The 16,288-nt window shown below is 63.4% G+C and carries 18 protein-coding genes; 8 read left to right on the top strand and 10 right to left on the bottom strand.

Annotated features, from left to right (window positions below; all coding sequences use genetic code 11):
• The first annotated feature begins 4 nt into the window (after positions 1-4).
• Both JAB1_RS06320 and JAB1_RS06315 read left to right on the top strand, forming a co-directional pair.
• The gene (locus JAB1_RS06320) at positions 5-1,051 is read left to right on the top strand and encodes a hypothetical protein (protein ID WP_034787803.1); all 1,047 of its coding nucleotides are present in this window, start codon (positions 5-7) and stop codon (positions 1,049-1,051) included.
• Between the two features lie 147 nt (positions 1,052-1,198).
• On the top strand, positions 1,199-2,299 hold the full coding sequence (locus tag JAB1_RS06315) for a glycosyltransferase family 9 protein (RefSeq protein WP_070279206.1): 1,101 nt from the start codon (positions 1,199-1,201) through the stop codon (positions 2,297-2,299).
• Here the strand turns inward: JAB1_RS06315 and JAB1_RS06310 are convergent.
• Both JAB1_RS06310 and JAB1_RS06305 read right to left on the bottom strand, forming a co-directional pair.
• Complete coding sequence (locus JAB1_RS06310) at positions 2,284-4,449, bottom strand: EAL domain-containing protein (RefSeq protein ID WP_175445026.1); 2,166 nt, start codon at positions 4,447-4,449, stop codon at positions 2,284-2,286. The genes JAB1_RS06315 and JAB1_RS06310 overlap by 16 nt on opposite strands.
• 117 nt (positions 4,450-4,566) lie before the next feature.
• Positions 4,567-5,019, bottom strand: coding sequence for a hypothetical protein (locus tag JAB1_RS06305; RefSeq protein ID WP_070279205.1), 453 nt, complete (start codon positions 5,017-5,019; stop codon positions 4,567-4,569).
• Between the two features lie 182 nt (positions 5,020-5,201).
• Between JAB1_RS06305 and JAB1_RS06300 the strand changes: the two genes are divergently transcribed.
• The gene (locus JAB1_RS06300) at positions 5,202-5,669 is read left to right on the top strand and encodes a PACE efflux transporter (protein ID WP_070253636.1); all 468 of its coding nucleotides are present in this window, start codon (positions 5,202-5,204) and stop codon (positions 5,667-5,669) included.
• On the opposite strand, the gene JAB1_RS06295 is transcribed toward JAB1_RS06300, so the two are convergent.
• Entirely contained in the window at positions 5,645-6,526 is an 882-nt protein-coding gene (locus tag JAB1_RS06295; protein ID WP_034787224.1) for a LysR family transcriptional regulator, read from the bottom strand. The genes JAB1_RS06300 and JAB1_RS06295 overlap by 25 nt on opposite strands.
• A gap of 77 nt (positions 6,527-6,603) precedes the next feature.
• On the opposite strand from JAB1_RS06295, the gene JAB1_RS06290 reads away from it, so the two are divergent.
• Complete coding sequence (locus JAB1_RS06290; protein ID WP_070279204.1) at positions 6,604-6,807, top strand: DUF3460 family protein; 204 nt, start codon at positions 6,604-6,606, stop codon at positions 6,805-6,807.
• 6 nt (positions 6,808-6,813) lie between these two features.
• On the opposite strand, the gene JAB1_RS06285 is transcribed toward JAB1_RS06290, so the two are convergent.
• Positions 6,814-7,530 (bottom strand): DUF882 domain-containing protein, encoded by a 717-nt coding sequence (locus tag JAB1_RS06285; protein ID WP_034787230.1) that lies wholly within the window; start codon positions 7,528-7,530, stop codon positions 6,814-6,816.
• A 132-nt stretch (positions 7,531-7,662) separates the two neighbouring features.
• Entirely contained in the window at positions 7,663-8,499 is an 837-nt protein-coding gene (locus JAB1_RS06280) for an EAL domain-containing protein (RefSeq protein ID WP_070279203.1), read from the bottom strand.
• 234 nt (positions 8,500-8,733) lie between these two features.
• On the opposite strand from JAB1_RS06280, the gene JAB1_RS06275 reads away from it, so the two are divergent.
• Positions 8,734-9,546, top strand: a complete 813-nt coding sequence (locus tag JAB1_RS06275; RefSeq protein ID WP_071653305.1) for a class II glutamine amidotransferase — start codon at positions 8,734-8,736, stop codon at positions 9,544-9,546.
• 65 nt (positions 9,547-9,611) lie between these two features.
• On the opposite strand, the gene JAB1_RS06270 is transcribed toward JAB1_RS06275, so the two are convergent.
• Entirely contained in the window at positions 9,612-10,142 is a 531-nt protein-coding gene (locus JAB1_RS06270; RefSeq protein WP_070253641.1) for a GNAT family N-acetyltransferase, read from the bottom strand.
• Between the two features lie 301 nt (positions 10,143-10,443).
• On the opposite strand from JAB1_RS06270, the gene JAB1_RS06265 reads away from it, so the two are divergent.
• A complete protein-coding gene (locus tag JAB1_RS06265) occupies positions 10,444-11,499 on the top strand; it encodes a sulfate ABC transporter substrate-binding protein (protein ID WP_070279201.1) in 1,056 nt (351 codons plus the stop codon).
• A 58-nt stretch (positions 11,500-11,557) separates the two neighbouring features.
• Here the strand turns inward: JAB1_RS06265 and JAB1_RS06260 are convergent, their stop codons facing one another.
• On the bottom strand, positions 11,558-12,046 hold the full coding sequence (locus JAB1_RS06260) for a hypothetical protein (RefSeq protein ID WP_034777860.1): 489 nt from the start codon (positions 12,044-12,046) through the stop codon (positions 11,558-11,560).
• Between the two features lie 170 nt (positions 12,047-12,216).
• On the opposite strand from JAB1_RS06260, the gene JAB1_RS06255 reads away from it, so the two are divergent.
• Positions 12,217-12,435, top strand: coding sequence for a TOBE domain-containing protein (locus tag JAB1_RS06255; protein WP_034757699.1), 219 nt, complete (start codon positions 12,217-12,219; stop codon positions 12,433-12,435).
• Positions 12,436-12,495: 60 nt separating this feature from the next.
• Here the strand turns inward: JAB1_RS06255 and JAB1_RS06250 are convergent, their stop codons facing one another.
• Positions 12,496-13,083 (bottom strand): NAD(P)-binding domain-containing protein, encoded by a 588-nt coding sequence (locus tag JAB1_RS06250; RefSeq protein WP_034777863.1) that lies wholly within the window; start codon positions 13,081-13,083, stop codon positions 12,496-12,498.
• Positions 13,084-13,231: 148 nt separating this feature from the next.
• On the opposite strand from JAB1_RS06250, the gene JAB1_RS06245 reads away from it, so the two are divergent.
• Positions 13,232-14,155 (top strand): LysR family transcriptional regulator, encoded by a 924-nt coding sequence (locus JAB1_RS06245; RefSeq protein WP_034777865.1) that lies wholly within the window; start codon positions 13,232-13,234, stop codon positions 14,153-14,155.
• On the opposite strand, the gene JAB1_RS06240 is transcribed toward JAB1_RS06245, so the two are convergent.
• The gene (locus JAB1_RS06240; RefSeq protein WP_070279200.1) at positions 14,133-14,882 is read right to left on the bottom strand and encodes a LytTR family DNA-binding domain-containing protein; all 750 of its coding nucleotides are present in this window, start codon (positions 14,880-14,882) and stop codon (positions 14,133-14,135) included. The two genes, JAB1_RS06245 and JAB1_RS06240, sit on opposite strands and share 23 nt — an antisense overlap.
• On the bottom strand, positions 14,879-16,138 hold the full coding sequence (locus JAB1_RS06235; protein WP_070279199.1) for a histidine kinase: 1,260 nt from the start codon (positions 16,136-16,138) through the stop codon (positions 14,879-14,881). The genes JAB1_RS06240 and JAB1_RS06235 overlap by 4 nt, the downstream gene beginning before the upstream one ends.
• Positions 16,139-16,288 lie beyond the last annotated feature (150 nt).

The following is a 16,288-nucleotide window of genomic DNA, read 5'->3' as shown; positions in this document are numbered from 1 at the left end:
CATCATGCAAATCGTTCAGACTTCCTCCTCTTCCGGCGTCAATGCCAAAGGCGCCGGCACAGCCCGCGTCGTCGATGACGCGTCCGCCGCGGTCAAAAGCAGTGCCAGCGCGCGCAGCGAGGCGCCGGCAGCGAGGAGTTCGACGGCGAGCCTGCAGCGTGGCCTGAGCAACTGGGATCACCAGCTGCAGGGGGAAATTTCTAACGCACAACAAACCCTCGACTACCTGGAACGCAGCAGCAGCCAGTTGCAAGCGCTGAAAAGCGAACTGGCGGCCAAGCTGGCCGCGCGCCAGGGACGCGAAGGGCAAGTCGAAGCCAGAGTACGCCAGTTCAGCAATACCTGGCGCCAGCGCGCCAGCGCCTCGGGCGGCACGCTCGATGCACAGCTCGGCTATACCAGCCCGCAAGCGGCACAGCAGAACTTCAGCATCCGCGGCCTGACCATGGCCAGCCTGCAGGAAGGCCCGCAGGAAGTGCTGGCCTTTTCCGTCGGCGGCGCGAGCCAGGCCTTGCGCTCGGTGAATATCGAACCTGGCCTGAGCGAGAACGAAATCGTCTCCCGCTTCGACCGCGCACTGATGCCGTCAGGCATAGGCGTCAAGCTGGGCGAAAATGGCGAACTGGTGTTCAGCACGTCGGAAGCGGCCTGGGCCAGCGTGCGCGACAGCCTGTCCGTGCGCGGCAGCGGCATCCGCTACCCGACCGGCCAGATGAGCCGCGTGCGCACGGATGCGGAACCGGCCGCCATCGCCCCGGAAGAATGGAGTACCGGCGACGTGGAAGCCCTGCGCGCCACCTTGCAGCAAGTGGTGCAGGCGCTGGCGCAGTTGCAGGCGGCGCGCAGCTCCGTCAGCCTGGCACTGGCACAAGCGACGGGACGGGTCGCCCGCGCGCAACCGGTGCAGCAAGTCAACGTCAGCATGGATACCTTGGCGGAAAACTTCACGGAAAAAGCCAGCCAGCCCGGCTATGAATCACTGCTGGCGATCAGCTCGGCGCTGGTCGGCATCAGCCGCGAGCGCGTCGTCGCGCTGCTGGGCCTGGAATAACCTCCTTCCGCGTGCGCTGACTTGGCGCACGCGGCAATAATGGGGCGCACCCCCTAGCTCAGGACGGTGGAAATCCGTAAGATGCTGCTGTCGCTGGCGCTTTGTCCCATACGCCAGCGCATCCCGTCATCCACCTCCGGAGTTCCCTTGATAAAGACCGCCGCCCGGCTGATCAGCTACGCCCTGCTGGGCAAATCCGGCAAGCAGCCCCTCGATATCGCCAAGGTGCGCAAGGTATTAATTTTGCGCAACGACAAGATCGGCGACATGATCGTCACCACGGCCCTGCTGCGCGAACTGAAGAAAAACTATCCGCACTGGCAGATCGACGTGGCCGCCAGCAGCGCCAACCGGGCGGTGCTCGCCGATAATCCGCATGTCGGCGAAATCCTCATCTGGGACAAGCAGCCGCTGCTGCGCGACTTGCGCTCCACCATCGCCGAGCTGCGCCGACGCCGCTATGACGTCATCTTCAACCCCTACAACCGCTTTTCGATTCCCTTGCTGCTGCGCATCAAATGGCTGGGTGCGCGCTATTTGACGGGCTTTGCCATTCCCAAGTACGGCACTTCGACGGCGAATCTGGGCATGTTCGACCATACGGTGCCCTGCGACCGCAGCCGCCACATCCTGGACAGCTATTTCGCCACGTTCGGGCAATTTGAGCTGCGCGACATCGATATGCGCTATGAGCTGTTCGGCGTGGATGCGCACGCGGCTCGGGTCGACGCCGCCTGCGACACCCTGCTGCGCACGCATGAAGGCCTGTTTTGCCTGAATTTCCAGGGCAGCAATGCGCAACGCACGGTCAGCGTGGCCGACGCCCAGCGCTGCTGCGCGGCCCTGGCGGCACGCTACCCGCGCCATGCGCTGCTGGTGATCGCCGCGCCGGGCAGCGAAGCGCGCGCCGCCGAGATCGTGCGCGGCGCCGGCCATGCCAACGTGATGGCCGCGCCGCCCACCGGCCACATCCTGGAGCTGGCGGCCCTGATCCGCCGCTGCGAACTGGTGCTCTCGCCCGACACCTCGGTGATCCACATTGCCTCGGCATATGACAGGAAGATCGTCGGCTACTACATCCGCACCGACAACTACCGCTGGTTCTATCCGGCCAGCCACCATTACCGCGTGATCCTGGCGCCCGGCCTGACCCTGGCCACGGTCAGCGCCGCCGAGACCCTGGCCGCCGTGGAACAGCTGATGCAGGACGATGGGCAGGCGCAAGCGACGCTTCAAGCCGCCGGCTGAGCCGCCAGCAGGCCATCCAGCTGCCCGGCCAGCAGCGCGCGGGAAAAGAAATATCCTTGCGCATAGTCGCAGCCGGCGGCGCGCAGCAAATCGCGCTGCGACGCCGTCTCCACGCCTTCGGCCACGACTTTCACTCCCAGTCGCTGCGCCAGTGCAATGATCGCCTCGCACAGGCCCAGCCCGGCATCGTCGCGTCCCAGTTCGCCGACCAGCGAACGGTCGATCTTGAGAAAGTCGATATCGGCCTTCTTGATGCATCCGAGCGATACCTGGCCGCTGCCGAAATCGTCGAGCGCCAGCGCCAGGCCCATGGCGCGGAACTGGCGCAGGCGGTCGCCCACCTGGCGCGCCTTGTCGAGCAGCACGGCTTCCGTTGTTTCGATGACGATGGCGCCCGGCGCCAGGCCCGCCCGCGCCAGGGCATTGCCCCAGTCCTGGTACAGCGCGGCGTCGCAGCGGAATTCCACGGGCGACTTGTTGATACAGATCGGGAACGGGGCGCCATGCTCGCCCTGCCACTGGCGCGCCTGGCGCACGACCTGCTGAAACACCCATTCGCCGATATCGATGATCAAGCCGTTTGCCTCGGCAAAGGCGATGAAATCGGCGGGCACGAGCAAGCCGCGCAGCGGATGGCGCCAGCGCAGCAGCGCCTCGGCCCGCTCGATCGTGCCATCGCACAGGCGGATGATGGGCTGGTAATGCACTTCGAACTGCTCCTGCGCCAGCGCCAGGCGCATCTCGCGCACCGTGGTGCGGCGCAGGTCGGCCGCCTGCTGCAAGGCCGGCGTGAAATAGCTGTAGCCGTTGCGCCCCGCGCTCTTGGCGGCATACATGGCCTGGTCGGCGTGCCGCAGCAAGGTTTCCGTTGCCTCGGCGTCGGCCGGATACAGCGCCACGCCCACGCTGGCCGACACTTGCGCCGTGTCGCCGTCGAGCACGAAAGGCAGGGCCAGCGCCGTCGTCAATTCCTGCAGCACGCGTTCGATGCCGCCCAGGTGCCCCACGCCGGCCAGGATGACGGTGAACTCGTCGCCGCCCAGGCGCGCTACCGTGTCGGTGGCGCGCACGCGCTCGCTGATGCGCAGCGCCGCCTGGCGCAGCAGCATGTCGCCCTTCTCGTGGCCGAGACGGTCATTCACCTGCTTGAAATGGTCGAGGTCGATGAACAGCAGGGCCAGGCAACCGCCTTCGCGGCTGGCGTGGCGCGCCTCGTGCTGCAAGCGGTCGAGGAACATGTGGCGGTTCGGCAAGCCCGTCAAGGGATCGAAATTGGCTTGCCGCCAGATGCGCTCGGACGCGGCGCGCTGGGCGGTGATGTCGCTGACGAGCGCCAGCGCGCCCAGGTAGGTACCGCTGGAATCGAAGATGGGGTTGGTGGCCAGGGTGGCCCACAAGGTGCTGCCATCACGCCGCAGGAACTTGAATTCGTGGCGCTCGGCGATGCCATCCTGGCGCCGCGCAATGTTGCGCTCCAGGATGGCGCGCCCCTCGTCATCCATGAAGGCGGCCAGCGGCTGGCCCAGCATGTCCTCGATCTGGCAACCGAGCATGTGCGCCATCTTCGGATTGACAAAGCTGGTCAGCGCCTGCGCATCGATTTCCCAGATGCCCTCCTCGGCGCCGTGCACGATGCGCCGGAAGCGCTCTTCGCTGCGTTCGAGCGCAGCCAGCTTGCCCTCGGCCTGCTCCAGCACCAGGCGCAGCGCCTGGCCGTTCGGATCTGCGCTGCCCAGCAGGCTGACGGGCAAGCCCGCCTCGCGCGCGCCAGGGCGCAGCCGTACCTGCAGCTGGATGCGCTCGGGCTCGCTGCTATTGAGCACGCGCTGCACGAACTGCTCGAAATCGTGGCGGAACGCCTCGTGCACATACGAGCGGAACAGCACGTGGCCAAGGCGCTCGCGCACCAGGCCGAACAATTCGGCCGCCACCAGGTTGACCTGCACGATCGCGCCATCGAGGCCGAGCACGAAATAGGCGACAGGCGCCAGCAGGTATAAATCGTTGAAATAGGCTTGCTCGCGTTCGGCCTTCACCCGTTCCGGACTGAAGACGCCATCGTCAAGCAGGGGCGCGGCATGCCCCAACACGCCGTCATGGCTGTGCTGGGAGGAATCCGGATCAGGTACCGCGAGCGGTGGTATGTCCATGGCTATCCTTTGCACCGCCGCCCTGGCAACCAGGTGGGTGCAGTTGCAAGACTAGCATGCGCCACGCGCAGTGTCGAGCCAAGCCTGCCATGGATGCCACTTCTGCAACAAGGCCGTTCAGCGCCCCATGCGGTTGCGGCGCAAGCCGAAATCATGGCCCACCACCAGCAAGGTGCTCGCTACCAGGCTCGATAGCCCCACGATCAGCTGGATCAATTTGTCATCAGGCAAGATCCATAGCGACGAGTCCGGCGTCTCGCAGCCCGTGGCCGCGCTGATCAGGGGAGACACCCAGGCCGCGTCCGGCGTCACGTCGAGCACGACGGCGCCGTCGGCGCTGGTCTGCATATAGATATCGCCGCCTTCGGCCAAGGTAAAGCAGATGCCCACGCCCGTTTCCGTGGCGCGAATATTGTCCTGCATGCTGCGGTTATGTTCTTCGATCCACACTTCCACGTCGTATGGCGTTTCCAGGTGCTCCCACGGACGGGGGCGAAAACGGGGACGTTCGTCCGCACTGGCGGGGGTGTCGGGAACCTCGGGGATGTTGCTGTCTGCTGCGCCTTGCATGCTCGTTGACCTTTTCTGCGGTGATGCGGCGGGACCGGTTGCCTGCCAGCCGCCATTATCCACCGTTCAGGGCAAGCATGGTATTCCCACGCCGAATCAATCAGAAAAACTGACAGCTATCGACTTTAAAGATCAGCATGCCTGACTTAAAATACGCGCCATCTCTTCTTTACAGGCTTTACATGCAAGGCATTAAACGCAAAATCGTCTACGTCACCGCTTTTGAAATCATCGGCATGGCCATTTCCACGCTCTGGCTGACCCTGCTTTCGGGCGAATCGCCCACCAGCACGGGGCCGCTGGCCATCATGATCACCACCATCGCCGTGATCTGGAACCTGCTCTACAACACCGCGTTCGAATACTGGGAAATCCGGCAGGTGTCGCGCACGCGCACCGTCTGGCGCCGCATCCTGCATGCGATCGGCTTCCAGATCACGCTGGTCATCTACCTGATCCCGCTGATCGCCTGGTGGCTGAACATCAGCCTGTGGCAAGCCTTCGTGCTCGATTTCGCGCTGATGCTGATCATCCCGTGCTACAGCTTCATTTTTAACTATTTCTTCGACGGCCTGTTTGGCGTGCCCCTGTCGGCGCAGCAGCCGAAGGAAGAAGCCACTGACGTTCAGGCTGCTTCGCTGAGTAACTGAAGAAAGGACCGCGCCGCCATGCCCAGCGGCCGGTCCTTCATCCACACCAGGTGGATGGGCACGACCAGGCCATTGCCCGTATTCTTGAACGCCACGCAACGCACCCGCCCCGCCGCCAGAGAATGCTGGATGGCCGAGGCGGCAAAGTTGCCCCATCCCAAGCCCGCTTCCACCATGGCCAGCGCCATCGGCAAGCTGTCCGTGCGCCAATAAGACAGCCCCACCACGGGGCGCGCATCGGCCAGGTCGAGTTCGCGGCTGGCGACGATGATCTGGCGCAAATTCACCAATTCCTCAATATACAAGGGCTGGCCCGCCGCGCTGGGCGGATGCTGGGTGGAAATAATCGCCAGCAAGGCATCGCTGCCGACCAGCTGGAACTGTTCTTCGTGATTGATGCGCCCGCCTGCGAAAGCCATGCAGGCGCTGATGCGGCCCCGGTGCAGCATGTCGAGCACATCGTCCTGCGGCGCCGTCAGCACCTCGATATCGAGCAAGGGATGGCGCTGCGACAGCGCGCGCACGGCGGCCAGGAAAGGCGTATGGTCGAGCTCGGCCGCGATGCCCAGCGAAATGCGGCTTTCCAGTCCCTGCGACAATTCCTGCACGTGCAAGTGCAACTGTTTCAACTGCTCGGCGATCAGGCGCGCGTGCGGTATCAGGGCCAGCGCGGCCGGGGTGGGCACGGCTTCGCGCGCGCCGCGGTCGAACAGGGTGATGCCCAGTTCCGCCTCGATATTGGCCATCGCCATGCTGACGGCCGACGGCGCCCGCCGCAAGGCGCGCGCGGCAGCCGAGAACGAGCCGCCATCGACGACGGCCAGGAACAGTTCGATGTTATGGCTGGACAGTTTCATGAAAAAGTGGAAAGTGCGGCACTTTCGGGCGCGCGGGCGGTCAAAACGGGGAACGACAGCAACACTCGGGAGTACACATGCGCCATCGAATAACTTACCGCCGCAGCGGCTACATTTCCGACTTTACCCGCTTCATCGACGGCTACCTGCGGGCGCACCCGGAAGTGCAAGCCAGCCAGCGCCAGGGCTGGCGCATTTTCTGGGAGCGTCCGGCCAGCATGCGCGAACTGGAACTGGCTCACGCGGACAGCGTGCCGGAACCCCCCTACCATTACGACTAAAAACTCTTAGCCTTTCCAGACGCGCTGCAATCCGGTGTCCGCATGGATCCAGCCACCACGCGGGCCATTGCGGTAATAGAAGCCCACGCCGCCCTGCTTGAAGCTGCGCACCAGCGAACCGAGCACTTCCGCGTTCAGATTCGCCACGCGGATGTCGGCGGCGCGGCCCGAGATGTGCAGCGACTGGCGCGCGGCCGGCACGCCCGCTTCGCGCAGCCTGCTGTTCGACTCCGCCGTGCGGTAGCCCGACAAAATCTCCAGCGGCTGCTCGATGCCGTAGCGGGCCACGAACGCTTGCGTGCCCCACAGGGTTTCCAGCAGTTTCGGATCGATGGGAGCCGTCTTCTTGCCGTTCACGTCGCGCAGCAAGTGACACAGTTCCTGGTAGGCCGAATCGATGACTTCGCCATCTTTCCAGTACAGCAGCTTGGCCTTTTCATTGCTGGCCGGGCGCACCACTTCCAGGGTGCGGGGCTTGAGCCAGAATTCCAGGTCCAGCGCCTGCGCATCGAAAATGTCGGGTGGCGGTTCCATCTCGGTGATGGCCTGGCGCGATTGCGACGTGATCGAGCGGTCGATGCTGGCCAGTTGCGTCGGCTGCGGCGGCACGGCCGTGCGCGGTGCGCGCGGCTTGGCGCTGGCCGAAGCCGAGGCGGGAGCGGCCGTGCGCGAGGCGCAGCCGATGAGAGGAGTGGCAACCAGGCCCAGCGCGGCCAGGCCCATACCGTGGTGTAGAAAATTTCTGCGCGATGCCATAGTCAGTCCAATTTAACGATGGGAATACTATAGCGTATTGTGCCGCGAAGAAAAACCCTCAATGCCTATCGTGTCACCCTCATTTCAAGGCATTTTGCGTCAGGCGGCAGCCGCGACGGAGACGCCGGCGCCTTTCGCCTGCGCCAGCGCCGTCAATGGCTTGTCGAGCAGATAACCCTGGGCCACGATGGGCAAGCCCGTGATGGCGGCGATGCGCTGCAGCGCGGCCAGCGCGGCCGGCGTGTCGAGGCGCTTGAAAATGACGCGGATTTTCGCCGCATGGCACACAGTGACGAAGCTGGCGACGGCTTGCTCGTCGCTGAGGTTGCCCGCATCGAGCTTGAACGCATGCGGGTGCAGGCGCTCCAGCATGCCCGTTGCCTCATGCACGCTGGCCACGTTGATGGCCAGGCGGAAACCGTTGCGGCGATAATTGTCGGCCACGTAATTGAGCAGCCAGCCCTGGTTCGGCGTGACCGTCGGCAATTGCAGCACAATGCGCTCGATGGGCAAGCCCAGCGCGTCGAGGATGCGCTGGAAAGCGTGGCCGTGATTGCTGCTGACGGCGCTCAGCAGGCGGTCATGCACATTCAGGTACAGGTCGGCCTGCTCCGCTTCCGCCTGCCGGAAAAAATTAATGGCATGCAGCATGCGGCACAGCCGGTCCAGTTCCACGGATTCATCGTCGCTGGCCGCGTGATCGAGCAAGCGCCACAGCGACAAGCCCTCGTCCGCCTTCGATACGCTGCGCGCCAGTCCTTCGAACGCCACCAGCTTGCCGCTTTCCAGTTCGCGCAGCGGCTGGAAGGCGCTGGTCATGGTGCAATTGAAAAAGCGCCCCAGCGCCCGGCCCTCCCCGTCGAGCCAGACGCTGGTGCCGGCCTGGGTTTGATGCGACAGGCGGGCCAGGTAATTTTTCAGGACGGGAAATGGCATACGTGCTCCTTCGTAAGGCTGCGCCAGCTGCCCTCATGGGGAAGACGGCGCCAAAGTGTGCAGAGTAAGGCAGCGCAAACCAAAGGAGAACGAATGGTTTCGCCATTTGATATGCACCCAGCAAATATGGACGCAACAACGGACAGCGCATAACGATAGTCAGAAACATTCCTTCCCGCCCCCTGGTCCAGCATTTACTGTGGGCATGTACCGATATCATCAGGAAGGGCCGCCATGTGCCAGTTACTCGCAATGAACAGCAGCAAGCCTGCGGCGCTGGGATTTTCCTTTGCCGGCTTTGCCGAACGGGGCGGACGCACGGACGAGCACCGCGACGGCTGGGGCATCGCCTATCATTCCAGCAGCGGCTGCACCCTGCTGACGGATCACCTGGCGGCCATCGATTCGCCGCTGGCGGCCCAGGTGCAGCAACATCCCGTGAAGGCGAAAAACATCGTCGCGCACATCCGCAAGGCCACGCAAGGCCGCATCGCCCAGGAAAATACCCACCCGTTCGCCCGCGACCTGTGGGGCAAGACCTGGTCCTTCGCCCACAATGGGGACTTGAAAACGTGGCGTGCGCCCGCCAATGCGCACTACCGCGCCAGCGGCGACACGGACAGCGAACAAGCCTTCTGCCACCTGCTGGCCACATTGCGCACGCAGTTTCCCCTCGGTGAACCCACGCGCGCCGACTTGCGCGCCGCCATCGCCGAGGTCGCCAAGGACATTGCGGCGCACGGCACCTTCAATTTCATCCTGTCGAACGGCGAACTGCTGTTTGCCCACTGTTCCACGCACTTGCACTATGTGATACGCGAATACCCGTTTTCCGTGGCGCAACTGATCGACTGCGAGCGCAGCATCGACTTTCGCCAGCACAACCACCTGGACGACAGGATCGCCGTCATCGCCACGCATCCGCTGACGCAAAACGAGGATTGGCTGGCATTCGCGCCCGGCGAACTGAAACTGTTTACGGGCGGCACCTTGCTGCCGGCGGATGATGCCGCGCCACAAGGCGTGTATATCCAGATCAGTTACTGAGGGAATTATTGAACGGGAAGAAATGGCCCGCCGCCGGATGGGCGGGCTGAGGGACTGGCGGGGCGTCAGGCCGAATTGCAGTTGCAAAAGCGCTTGCGCTTGGGGTCGCCGCTTGCGATGCCCGTGGGATCAATCTGTTTCCAGCAAAAAATCGTTTCCACGCCATATGGCGAACGCACATTGCCCGCCTCGACATAACCCTGCTTGACGAAAAAGGCCTGGCTGCTGGCCGTGCTGTGCAGCTGCAGGGCCTTGATGCCCCACTCGCGCGCCTGCGCTTCCAGCTGCTCCACCAGCGCCTTGCCGGCGCCGCGGCCTTGCGCCTCGGGCAGCAGGTAGCACAGGGCCAGCTTGCCGGCGCGCGTCAGCAAGCCGACGCCGACAACGGCGCCCGCCTCGACTGCGACCAGCGAAAAATTAGTCGGCGACGCAAACCAGCACGCCACCATCTGCGGTGTTTTATTGCCCAGCCAGGCTTCCAGGATGGCCGGATCATCCCGGTGATCGAGGCTGCAGCATTCGACGATGGAGCGTCGTAATACGTTGCACGCCTCGAAAGCGTCGGTCGATGTTGCAATACGAATTTCAAGACTCATGTACGCTCACAAAATATTCCAGTTGCCGATGCAGACGGTTTTCCCCCTGTATCGTGCGATTCGACTATACACCAAGCGGCGCTTTCGGGTTTTTTGCCGCACGCCACGGGCCGGTTTTGCCTATGGCGCTATGCCTGCAGACTAAGTGCTGATGCGCATCTTGCCCACGAATGTTTCCAGAAATCGATATATGTTTTTTAGCGCAAACGGGAATCAAGTCTAAGCATATTACGAAAAATTCGTTTCTTTTCCGGCCGGAATTTTAGACTATGTCTATCTATTCTCACAACAAGAGTTCAACATGACCCATTCCAACGCCGTAACGACTGCCGCAGCAACGCTCACACAACGCTCGCGCCGCTGGTTCCTGGCCAGCGCCCTGGCCGCTTCCGCCGCCGCCATGAGCCTGCCGATGGCCGCCAGCGCCGCCGAACCGGTGGTCTTGCTGAACGCGTCCTACGACGTGATGCGCGAATTGTTCAAGGACGTGAATCCCGCATTTATTGCTGATTGGAAAGCCAAAACGGGCGAAACCATCACCATCAAGCAATCGCACGGCGGCTCCAGCAAGCAGGCGCGCTCCGTCGCCGATGGCCTGGAAGCGTCCGTCGTGACCATGAACCAGGCCAATGACATCGACATCCTCGTCGACCGCGGCCTCGTGGTGGCCGACTGGGCCAAGAAATTCCCGAACAATGCGGCGCCGTTTTACTCGACCATGGTGTACCTGGTGCGCAAAGGCAACCCGAAACACATCAAGGATTGGGACGACCTGGCCAAGCCCGGCATCAAGGTCATCGTGCCGAATCCGAAAACCTCGGGCAATGGCCGCTACACCTACCTGGCGGCCTGGGGCTATGCCGTGAAAAAAGGCGGCAGCGAAGCGCAGGCGCGCGACCTCGTCACCAAACTGTTCAAGAATGTGCCCGTGCTCGATGGCGGCGGCCGCGGCGCCACCACCACCTTCACGCAACGCGAAATCGGCGATGTGCTGGTGACGTTTGAAAATGAAGTGCAACTGGTACGCGCCGAATTCGGCGACAACTTCGAAGTGGTGTATCCAAGCATCTCGATCCTGGCCGAGTCGCCGGTGGCCGTCGTCGACAAGGTCGTCGACCGCCGCGGCATCCGCAAGGAAGCCACGGCCTACCTGCAATACCTGTACTCGGAAGCAGGCCAAGAACTGGTCGCCAAGCACTACCTGCGCCCCCGTTCGGCAGCGGTGGCCAAGAAATACGCAGCCAGCTTCAAGCCGATCACGCTGTTTACCATCGACGACGTCTTTGGCGGCTGGAAACAGGCGCAAAAGAAACACTTTGACGACGGTGGCGAGTTCGACAAGATTTATCAGAAGTAATCTTCGCCGCATCAACAAAAAACCGGGACATGTCCCGGTTTTTTTATGCCGCCACACATCACTGCTTCTTCAGCAGCAGCTTGAATTGTGGCACCCAGCGCCCGTCCACCAGCATCTCGCTGGCCGCCTCATAGGCATCGCCCGACGGCGTCCAGCGCACGCGATAGGTCAGCGTCTTGCCATTCGCCCCCACGTATTGCGTGGCGGGAAAGTCGAGGCCGCCGTCCGCCGGCAGCATCGTGCCGCAGCTATGGCCGCCGCTGTTTTCCACATACAGGAAGGCTACCTTGCCTGCGGCGGGATCGTGGTAATACGTGGTTTCGCCCACGTAGTCGGGCTTGCCGGGGCTGCGCACCGTGTGCACGTCGCGCAGCATCTGGCCGCCATACAGCCACTGGAAACAGTGCTCATCCGTTTGCTTCCCGCCAGGGAACTCGCCCTTCCAGCAATGCCCGGCCAGGAAAGCCATCGGTTGCAGGGCGGCAATGGGTTGCGCCAGCACGGCCGAGGTGGACAACAGCAAGAGCGACAGCAGGAATGGACGCATGGCACACCTCCGGTAGATGCTTGAGTATAGGCGAATAATATGCTTGCAGCAGCGCTGGCGCACACTTTGCGCATATCGATATGCGCATCGATTCGTGGTCAAAAGCGTGCGCGCGCCGTACTCTGGCCTTGTCGCGCCGCATGGCGTATTACGGGCTCAAAGGAAATATCATGGCTATCTCGGAAGTGAATGTACGCAACCAGTTTCGCGGCAAGATCAAGGAAATCATCTTTGGGCCCGTGGTCTCGGAAGTGGACGTGGAAACGCCGCACGGCATCGTCACCTCGGTGATCACCTCGCGCTCGATCAAGGACCTGGACTTGAAAGTGGGCAGCGAAGTCATCGCGCTGGTGAAATCGACGGAAGTGTCGATCGCCAAGATCCAGTAGCCTGCCCTGAACGGCCTCGCTGGCGGCCAGGCCGCCGGCCTCCCCGCGCGTCCTGGCCACTCAGCCCAGTTTGACGAGGTTCTGCAAGATCAACGGACCACCCATACCCAGCAAAACACCGCCTTCTGCGATTTTCCCCAGGTTCACGGCAGCAAACCCCAGCTGTTCCACCAGCCTGGCGACCGTGATGCCCGAGGCGGCATCGTTACTTGAGACAAACATCACGCGGCGCCCTCCCCCTTCTGCCGGGCCCGCCGCCAGCAAGCGTGCCGGTAGCTGGTTGAAGGTCTTGACCACGAGCGCATCCGGAAACGCAGCGGCCACCACATCGCTGGAGGCCTGTCCCTGCAGCTCCTCGACTGGGACCCCATACGTATTCATCGCGTCGATCACGATCTTGCCGTGCCAGTCCGCTGCCGCACCTGCCAGCGCCAGGTGGGCGCGGAAAGGAATGGCAAGGATAATCACCTGCGCCTCCAGCGCCTGCGCCACGTCCATGACGGTAACGAGGTCGCCCAGCTCGGCGCTCAATGCCGCCAGGGAGGCCGGGCCACGGCTATTCGCCAGCCCCACGGCAATACCGCTGCGCACGAACTGGCGGGCCAGGGCTGTGCCGACGTTACCGGCACCGATAATGGAATAACTCATGCTGATCACCTGATTAATTAGTTGAATGAAAAGAGAAACAAAGCGCCCGCATACGGCTCAGGCAAGCCATGATGCGTGCTGGACCTCAATCTGAGAAGCCGGTATATTGCGATCTGATCCATCTCATATTCAGATACAGGAGTCCGTCATGCTGGATGGGGTTTCACTTGATCAACTTCGCACCTTCATTGCCGCAGTCGATGAAGGCAGCTTTTCGGCGGCCGCCCGCAAGCTGCACCGGGTGCAGTCGGCGGTCAGCGGCTGGGTAGGCAGCCTGGAAGGACAGCTGGGCGTGCGGCTGTTCGACCGCGCGGGGCGCTTTCCGGTCCTGACGGCCGAAGGCGCGCTGCTGCTGGCCGATGCGCGCAACATCGTCGCCGGCGTCGATACGCTCAAGGCGCGCGCCAGCCTGATGGCCTCGGGACTGGAAGCGGAATTGTCCGTCGTGGTCGATGTATTCTTCCCCACCGATGCCGTTACGCGAGCGGCCAAGGCCTTCGCGCAGCGCTTTCCGCTGACGCCGCTGCGCCTGTTCGTCGAAGGTTTGGGCGCCGGCTATCAGCCCGTGCTCGACGGGCGCTGCAGCGTCGGTATCCTGGCGGCGCTACCGCTGGCATTTCCTTCGCTGGCGACTGCCATGCTGGGCGAGCTGCCGCTGGTGACAGTGGCAGCTCGAGACCACCCGCTGGCCAGCCTGGTCGGCCGCATTTCCAGGAGCGAACTGGCGAAACACGTGCAACTGGTGCTGACGGACCGCTCGGCACTGATGGCTGGCCAGGACTATGGCGTCTGGTCCTCCGCCACCTGGCGGCTGGCCGACCTTTCCACCAAACATGCCTTCCTGAAAGACGGCGTCGGCTGGGGCAGCATGCCGCTGCACCTGGTCGAGCGCGACATCCACGCAGGCGCGCTGGCGCTGCTCGACACCGAGGACATGGCATCGTCAGGCTTCATGCTGGCCATCCATGCCGTTCACCGGGCCGGCGCGCCGCCCGGGCCGGCCGGAAGGTGGTTCATCGACTATCTGCGCACCAGCACCGCCGCCGCCTTCAATCCCGGAACAAATACGTAAACGTGCGGCTGACGGGCAGCTTTTCCGTGCTGCCCCGCAGCAGCACCTGCATGCGCTCGGCGTCGATGCGTTCGGCCGCCTCGATGGCTTTCACATTGACCATGGTGCCGCGGTGGATTTGCCAGAACTGTTCCGGATCGAGGCCGCCCAATAAATCCTTCAGCGGCGTGCGCACCAGCGCTTCCGAGCCGGCCAGCACCACGCGCGTGTACTTGGTGTCGGCCTGGAAGAACAGCACGTCGTCAATGTCGATCAGGCGGATCTGCTTGCCCACGCTGGCCCTGATCCATTTCAGTTTTTCGCGCGGCGGCGCCGGCAGCGCCGCGCGCAGCGACTGCAGCAAGTGGGCCATGTCGGCCGGCTGCCCGCCCAGCTTGTCGCGCAGCCGGGACAGCGCGCGCTGCAGGTGCCCGGCCTGCACGGGCTTCAACAGATAATCGACGGCGCCCGCATCGAAGGCATCGACGGCATACTGGTCATACGCGGTGACAAACACCACGTGCGCCCGCGTGCCGATGCGCTCGGCCACTTCCAGGCCCGACAGGCCAGGCATGCGGATGTCGAGGAAGACCACGTCCGGCTCATGCTCGAGGAAACCGTCCCAGGCATCGTTGCCGTTTTCCGCCACCAGCACGATGCGCGCCTCGGGCCAGGCCAGCGCCAGCATCGTTTGCAGGCGTTCGCGCATCAGGGGTTCGTCTTCGGCGATCAGGATGGTGGCATTCATGCGGCAAATTCTTTCAGGCTGGATGCAATTTTGATGGGCAGCAAAATTTCAGCGATCACGCCGCCCTCGTCGCCGTCGCGCAGGGTCAGGCTGGCGGACGGATCGGACAGCGACAGCCGGCTGCGCACGTTTTCCAGGCCCAGGCCGCCTTCCGGCGCGCTGCCCGCAGCGCTTGCCGGCAAGCCCATGCCCGTGTCCTGCACGCGCAGGCGCAGCATGCCGTCCACCCGCAGCGCCGACAGGCTGATCTCGCCGCCGCGCAAGGATGGTTCAATACCGTGCTTGATGGCATTTTCCGCCAGGGTCAGCAAGATCATGCTGGGAATCGTCGCGTGTGCAAATTCGGCCGGCAAGTCCAGCGCATAGCGCAGGCGGGAGCCCATGCGCGCCTGCATCACACGCAAATACGCGGCCACCATGTCAAACTCGCTTTGCAGCGGCACTTGCTCGCTGCGCATCTCCGCCATGCTGGCGCGCAAAAAGGCAATCAGGTCGGCAGTCAATGCCGCGGCCCGGCCGGCGCCTTGCGCTCCCTGCTCGGCCAGCTGCTGCACGGCGCCCAGGGTATTGAACAGAAAATGCGGCTCGATCTGCGCGCGCAGCAGCCGCAGCTGCGATTCGCTCAGTTCGCGCGCCAGGCGGTCGCGCTCGGCATCCTGCTGCAGCTGCAGGGCCAGCGCTTCGTACTGGCGGTTGCGCCAGGTGCTCACGACCGCCAGCGGCACCATATAAAACAACCCGGCCACCAGCAAGGCAACGCCGCCCACGCGCAGCAAGCGCTCGAAGGCCATTTCCATGGAACCCGTATCGCTCAAGCCGGCCAGCAGCACGCCGGCCGCTACCCCTGCCGCGCAGGTCGACACGATCAACAAAAGCTTCTTGAACTTGTAGCGCACGGAACTGCGGTAATTGAACCAGACGCCCACCAGGCCCCACGCCAGCGCAAAACCCAAGCCGTTGCTGAAGACCAGGGCCTTGAGCAATTCGAACCGGGCCGGCAACAGCAGGTGCAGGGTGACGCCGATGGCGCTGAACAGCGGCATCAGCTTGAACGCGGCGATGTAAAAACCGGCGCCGCGGTACTTGAGCAGGAAATCGTGCAATTGCTGGCGCTCGATCGGCGTCAGCTTGACCAGCTTCATGGCGACGTAGCGGCGCACTCTTCCCTGGATCTGGTCCGCCATCTCGGGATGTTGCAACACCAGCAGCGATTCTTCGTCGATGCTGCGGTACCAATCCGTATATTTTTTTAACACGATGCGCTCCCCTTAGTCTGTGATTCAGGCATGAACGCAGTCTACGGCGCCCCCGTGGCAGGGCATAGCGCGGGGCGACGAAGCACGAAGGGACACGCATCAACGACGAGGTACATGGCGCCTGCCGGACCCTCGCTGCCAATATTGCTG

The organism is Janthinobacterium sp. MP5059B (assembly GCF_001758645.1).
GTDB classification, from domain to species: Bacteria; Pseudomonadota; Gammaproteobacteria; order Burkholderiales; family Burkholderiaceae_D; genus Janthinobacterium; species Janthinobacterium lividum.
The sequence above is the reverse complement of the archived record's forward strand: the minus strand, read 5'-3'. Positions and strand labels throughout refer to the sequence as shown.